5 protein-coding genes are annotated in these 6016 nt (G+C 57.3%); all 5 read left to right on the top strand.

All coding sequences use genetic code 11. From position 1 onward, the window contains the following. Positions 1-249 precede the first annotated feature (249 nt). Positions 250-1059, top strand: coding sequence for a hypothetical protein (locus NKJ46_RS34230; RefSeq protein ID WP_352549676.1), 810 nt, complete (start codon positions 250-252; stop codon positions 1057-1059). An 11-nt stretch (positions 1060-1070) separates the two neighbouring features. Then, positions 1071-2978 carry a GMC oxidoreductase gene (locus NKJ46_RS34235; RefSeq protein ID WP_352549674.1) on the top strand — a complete coding sequence of 636 codons (1908 nt, stop codon included), beginning with the start codon at positions 1071-1073 and terminating at the stop codon, positions 2976-2978. Between the two features lie 121 nt (positions 2979-3099). Continuing rightward, on the top strand, positions 3100-4197 hold the full coding sequence (locus NKJ46_RS34240) for an endonuclease/exonuclease/phosphatase family protein (RefSeq protein WP_352671709.1): 1098 nt from the start codon (positions 3100-3102) through the stop codon (positions 4195-4197). Between the two features lie 262 nt (positions 4198-4459). Next, positions 4460-5011: a hypothetical protein gene (locus NKJ46_RS34245; protein WP_352671711.1), complete on the top strand. Its 552-nt coding sequence runs from the start codon at positions 4460-4462 to the stop codon at positions 5009-5011. Positions 5012-5024: 13 nt separating this feature from the next. Continuing rightward, on the top strand, positions 5025-5882 hold the full coding sequence (locus tag NKJ46_RS34250) for an ImmA/IrrE family metallo-endopeptidase (RefSeq protein WP_352549669.1): 858 nt from the start codon (positions 5025-5027) through the stop codon (positions 5880-5882). Positions 5883-6016 lie beyond the last annotated feature (134 nt).

Below are 6016 nucleotides of genomic sequence, written 5' to 3' on the forward strand. Positions count from 1 at the left end.
GGCCATCGTGATCTCCATCGAATCTCGCAAATCCGACAGAATCACAACCTGCTGAAATCACTCAACTCTTTTTGGAACGGACACTAAGAAGGATAACTAGATGACAGTCCACCACCGCACCGTTTACTTTGCGGTCCTCATCGCAATTGCATGTTGCACGCTTGCTGATAATAATTCACAATAAAAAATTGAGCCGCTGCGCCTTGGTTTGCCCAGCAGTTCTGCAACGCGGAAGCCGTGGGGAGACAGATGCCATCGCCCAAGTTGAATCTTGAGCCTGCCGTTGTCGATTTTCTCGAGCGAATGGCCGCCGTTCTATTTCCACTCCAATCCTGGATTGATCAGAAGGCATACACTCCGCCCGGCAAGTATCCCTGGCGAGATGGAAAACCGATCGCTCCAAGGGAGCTCGGAATTATTGCCTTCATAGAGGGCCTTTTTGCAAGCGCGCCCGCTGAAATCCACCTTGTGGAGCGCTTCAACAAAGCAGCCGCGGATCCTTTGACGTTCTGCCCCATCGGCGATATGCAGCGGTGGCGAGCAGTTCGCGGGCTCTCGTCTAAGCCTCGGTTCGGTATCGTTGAAAGTGGCAATTTGCCGCTCGTTGATGGAAAGCCGGTTGTTCGGGAGACCCTTTACCACGACTATTTTCCTGTCCTCCTGCAGGCCCTGGCGGACGCTCAAGCCGCACCAAGCTTTAGTTGGGAGGGGTTTGTAGACGACCTCTCCAAAGACCAGTCAGCCTTTTGGCCAGTTGGCGCTCCCAAGTCCTCGGCCTTCGTATGGCAGTTCGCCAAGGACTGCCTGCGCGCGATGCTCAGCATGCGCAATCCGGTAGATCCCCCCGAACAGATCGCTCTTCTGATTGAACTCGGGGAGCACCGCCGAGTTGGCAACGCCTATGGACCTCAGGATGCCCGAAAGGATGTCGAGGATTTCATGAAGCGCTACCAAGAAGTCGCCAATATGCCCGTTCCTGAAGGGGAAGGGATTGTCGCGGCTGTCCACCCGCCAGTCGGTTCGCCGCCGATCACGAAACGCGATCTCGCGTACGGCTGACGGGGGGTGCCATGGCAAAAGTAGACTTCGTCGTGATTGGTAGCAGCGGCGGTGGCGGCACAATTGCTTGGCAGCTGGGCAAAGCAGGGTTCCGAGTCGTCGTGCTCGAACTCGGGGCAGATTGGAGCAAACCTCTTCACGATCAGGGTCTTCAATACAATCCGATCATGCACGACGAGCACCGATTTCGGCTCGCGCGACCGGAGCTGAAGCGCCGGCCACGTGGCGACTACAATACCCACCGGCGCTCGGAAGCCGACGCGAAGTCCGCGCCAATTGGGACTGGTTGGACAGCCTCGATGTTGGGCGGTGGGTCAGTTATCTGGGGTGCATGGTCGTTCCGGGCGCTGCCCATTGATTTTCGGCTAGGGACCCACTTCGGCGCTACCGGCCAATTGGATCAACTCAACGCGCAGGAAGGATACTCGGTTGTTGACTGGCCGATCGGCTATGCGGAGATGGAGCCCTACTACAATATTGCTGAGGCTCTCCTTTCCGTCTGCGGCAGCCGAAACGAGATCACGCGCAGCGTTTTGAAGAGTACCTGGTATGAGGCCCTCAAGCACTATGCCCATTTCCAGCCTGAGAGTGAATGGGAACCAAACTTCGCCTTCCCCAGCCCGCCCTACCCGATCACGCCGGTGGGTGCCGCAGTGGAGCGCGGCATGGATAAGCAGGGTTGGACTGCTGCGCCGCTTCCAAGCGGAATGGTCGCTCCAGGTAGTGGGCCCTACAGCACTCGGGCCGCGATTGCCGAAACGCTTCGGTTGTGGGACGAGAAAAAGCGACCGGAATTCTGGAATCGGCCAGTCGAGGAACTTTGGTCAAGCCGAGCTCGCGATCCGTGCAACATGTGCGGTTTCTGTGGCGAGTACCTTTGCTGGGGTCTAAACGGGCCTAAGTCCGGCGCACTTGCGAGCACGCTCCAGGAGCTTCGGGACCTCCCGAATGTCGAGGTCATTACAAACGCACGAGCATTCGAGATTGTGTACGACGAGGGAGTCGGTCGGGCGACGGGCGTTCGTTACCTTAATGTTCGTGACCCAGACGACCCGCGCGTTGAAGTGTTGCAGGCTGGTTCGGTCGTCGTCTCATGCGGGGCGGTCCAATCGGCACGACTGATGCTGATGTCTGGTCCGCAGGGCGGGCTCGGCAACCGGCACGATCAGGTCGGGCGCAACGTGATGTTCCATCTGTTCGGTTTAGGCAGCACCTACGTTCTGCCGGGGCCATACTTTCAAGGTATGCTACACGGCGAACTGGGTCACACCGGCAACACGACAAGTTTCGATCTGTACTTCGTGAAAGAACAGACCGGGGCGGGTGAACGTTGGTGGAAGGCGGGCAACGTTGTAAGCACAGCCAAAAAGAATCCTATGGAGAATGCCGTTTCCAAGGTCGAGAAGGGAAAATTGATCGGGCGGCCACTGCTGGAGAGCATGGAGGACTACAACCGTACAATGGAGGTCCGGATCACCGGCGACGACCTGCCGATGCCTGCCAATCGGGTAGATCTGGATCCGGAATATGTCGATGAATACGGTTTTCCGGTCGCGAGGATCACCCGCGATTTCGGACCGGCAGAACGGCGTATGTTCGGTCTGACGCGGCCGCTCCTAGAGAAAGTCTGGGAGACCTATACGTCGTTGCCAGTGAAAACCGTTCCGAAGTCCAGCGATGCAGATGTCGGCCTTATTGGCGATCATCAGATGGGCACGTGCCGCATGGGTGACGACCCAAGAAAGTCCGTGGTTGACCGACATTGCCGGGTCCACGATGTCCCGAACCTGTACGTCGTAGACTCGAGCTTCATGCCGACCGGTCTCGGTCTCAATCCGATGGTGACTGTTGTTGCCAACGCCCTGCGGGTGGGTAGTTGGATCATCGATGAGGCTGGCAATGATGCGCAAGTCGAATGAGCATGCGAGTCGGATTTTGGATTGCCGAAGCAACATAAAATATCTTGCACCGAGTGGATTTCTTACCTCTGTCCTGTGCCCGGAGGTAGTCTAGTGGAAGGCGCAATCATCGGAGGGTGGCATGCTTGCGCGCTTTGGACTTGGTCTGTATCTCTTGACAAACACAAACATTGTCTCGATCTCCAACGCGGCCGGCGCGACACTGGCCAACTGGAACGTGCAGACGCTCACGTACAATGGCGATCCGATCACCGTCTTTCCCGGAGACTTCCATCGCGAGGACGTCGATTTCAAAGATCTGCGACGCTGGCGGGACTTGGTCGCTGCCGACGTGTACTTCCTACAGGAAGTGACAAGCCCTGCGGCCATCGACGAGGTATTTCCGGTCGTGGAAGGCTGGAGGCACTGCATTAGCGGCCAGTACGCCAAAGCTGAAGGGCTGCCCATCAAACCTGTTTGCTCAGGCCCTGGTGACACGCCGCACAAGCCGACTGGGCCAACGCGCGCTCAGTATACCGCGGTTGCCTTGCGGGCGGGCTCGCCGTTCTCGATTCTTGACACAGCCGATGATCCCGCTCTCAACGTTAAGTCACTTGACGGGGGTGTCGAACGCGACATCCGTTGGGGATTGGAAGTTACGCTTGGATTCGGGGAGGCCAAGCTGCGCGTGCTTGTGGTCCACCTCAAATCGGGATGTTTTGACGACCAAATTAAGCAGAGTCTTTGGCTGAACCCACCGGTTGATCCCCCTTCGAGTTGGGCCTGCGACACGCTCGGCCGCCAACTCTATCCTTTGCGCGCGTGGATCACGCTGCGTGAAGCGGCAGGCGAGGCATGGATGGTAGTCGGTGACTTTAATCGTCGCTTGGACGCTGGGTCGGGCACGTTCCAAGACGAGGTCTGGAAGGCGCTCTCCGGCTACATTCCCGATAAGACGGGCCACGACACCGATACACGGCCGGATATTCCAATGTTCCGTTCCCCATACAAAGAGGCTTCCGTGTGCTGGGGGGAGTTCCGAAACCCTAACCCGGCCACGCTGGCTGATGCCGATGATTTCAATTTGCTGCCGATCGAGTTTTTCCTTTTCGGCACCAAAGCCAGCGCTATGGTGGTGCCGAACAGCGGTCGACAGGTGGCGTGGCCGCACGCGATTGCGGCCGACGCAAAGCGGCTTTCCGACCATTGCCCCGCGTCGCTGCTGGTGCTGAGCAACTGAAATAGAGCCTAGGGATTTTCTTGCTGTCAGAGGCAGATGCTTCGCAGGACGGCGTTTGCTACTCCATGCGGTTTGGCACAGTGTGAGTTGGATTTCCGGGATGAAAAGAACGTTGTTGCCAGGGAAAGAAGATCCCCGATGACACTCGCATTTCCACTGTCCGATCCAGATTGACCTTGTCCTGTCATAGACACCATCTGACCAGGCGTAGCAATCTATATGAATAGCGCGACCAAAGAGGACATATACTCGGAGAACCACAATGGTATTCGCTCGCTACCTTGGTACTATGCTTGCAGTCGGGCTGGTGATCTGGATCACCCTTTCGTTGTGGTCTCACGAGAATTGGCGCACCGCGCCTGAGGTAATGGACCTCGGCGAGGCGTTCGAAGGCACGGCCCAATTGCCAAAGGAAGAAATTGAACAGCGCTGGAACCAGGCTCGCGAACGCATGGTCGCGATAAACGAGCGGGGCCGCTGGTTCAGTGTCTCCGGCGACCTTTGTTCATGGTTTGCATTTGCTTGCACCGCCGCCATCACCCTTATCGCCGGCTACTATGGGCGAGTTCCGGCGGCTGGTAGCGCCGGGACCACAGATACGGGCGGGCTTTCACAGGGAACGACGCGCACAATTGCATTTGTCGCAGCGCTTGGTGCAGTGCTTACGGCGGGCGGCAGCCTCGCCGCGAATCGGGGGAACGACGACTACGACCGGGCCGACAAGGCACGCGACCTAATCAACCAAGCCGTTAAGCCGTCCAGGACGCTGCCACCGAGCGGGAGGCTCGCGATGCCCTTGACGAGATGGTTCTGAAGATCACGCGGCTGTGAATTCGCGCATTCTGCTGTTTGCCCTATTGAGCCTAGCCGGCTGCACGGCCGACAAGGCTTCAGAGAATTCTGCCGAGCGTCTCGGTCTGCAAGAGACTACCTACGGACGCCAGTTGATTGAAGACTCCGCAGCTAAGGCGAACAACATTCTGGGCTTCCGCGATACTCATCGCTTTGTTGGATCATGGCAATTGACGTCGCCCTCAGAGAGTAAGACCGAGTTTGTGCCGGTCTATCTTATCAGCCCCGAGAGCGTTTCGGCGGTCTACAGCATAATGGTTCCAAACAACTGCGGCTGTGTTTTCATTCAGCCAAAGGCGCTGGAAGCGTGGATAGCAAGATACTCGACATCCGTGCCTCATATGTTGTCTGTCACACCAAGCGACATAGTAGCGTTCATGCTTTTGCACGAGCTCGGACATGTTGAGCACAGTGATCCTGGCGAGTTTGAAGCGGCGAAGGATCCGAACTCCCTAAATCTCGATGAAACCGAGCAAAAAACTCGGGAGGAGCAAGCCGATAATTTCGCCCTCGACCTGCTCACTGCGGCCTCAACAGATATGGACTCGCTCGACGGCTGGCTAGAGGCCCAATCAATGCAGCTAGCATTAGCCAACCTATCATGGAACCTGTCGGCAATCCGCCTTCTCGATAATTTTGGCGCGTCGGTGCTTTGTTCGCGTGCGGTATTCCAGGATGCAGGCTACAGCCATCCAAACTTCGAGTTGCGGATGCTTTACGCAAATGACCGGCTGACCAAATCTCCTGAGAGCCACCAGCTTTTTGCCAGCTTCGAGGCGTGCCGCGCGAAGCCGCAGCCACTAAACCTCCTCGAGGTCCCAAGCGAACCGTGACGGGGTGGCAACGACATTGCGTGTCCAAATCGCCCGTTGCCTCGCATTCGATAGTGTCCTGAAGGTTCTGCAAAAAGTTTTGGAGAGAGAACGGCGCTTGCTCTGAAGGGCGAGCGGCCATGGCACGGTGGTGA

The organism is Mesorhizobium sp. M0166 (assembly GCF_040322255.1).
Classification (GTDB): domain Bacteria; phylum Pseudomonadota; class Alphaproteobacteria; order Rhizobiales; family Rhizobiaceae; genus Mesorhizobium.

Bases quoted from the DNA above. Each gene is read 5' to 3' on its own strand.
- NKJ46_RS34245 (WP_352671711.1), top strand. From the start codon at position 4,460: ATGGTATTCGCTCGCTACCTTGGTACTATGCTTGCAGTCGGGCTGGTG.
- NKJ46_RS34235 (WP_352549674.1), top strand. From the start codon at position 1,071: ATGGCAAAAGTAGACTTCGTCGTGATTGGTAGCAGCGGCGGTGGCGGC.
- NKJ46_RS34240 (WP_352671709.1), top strand. From the start codon at position 3,100: ATGCTTGCGCGCTTTGGACTTGGTCTGTATCTCTTGACAAACACAAAC.
- NKJ46_RS34230 (WP_352549676.1), top strand. From the start codon at position 250: ATGCCATCGCCCAAGTTGAATCTTGAGCCTGCCGTTGTCGATTTTCTC.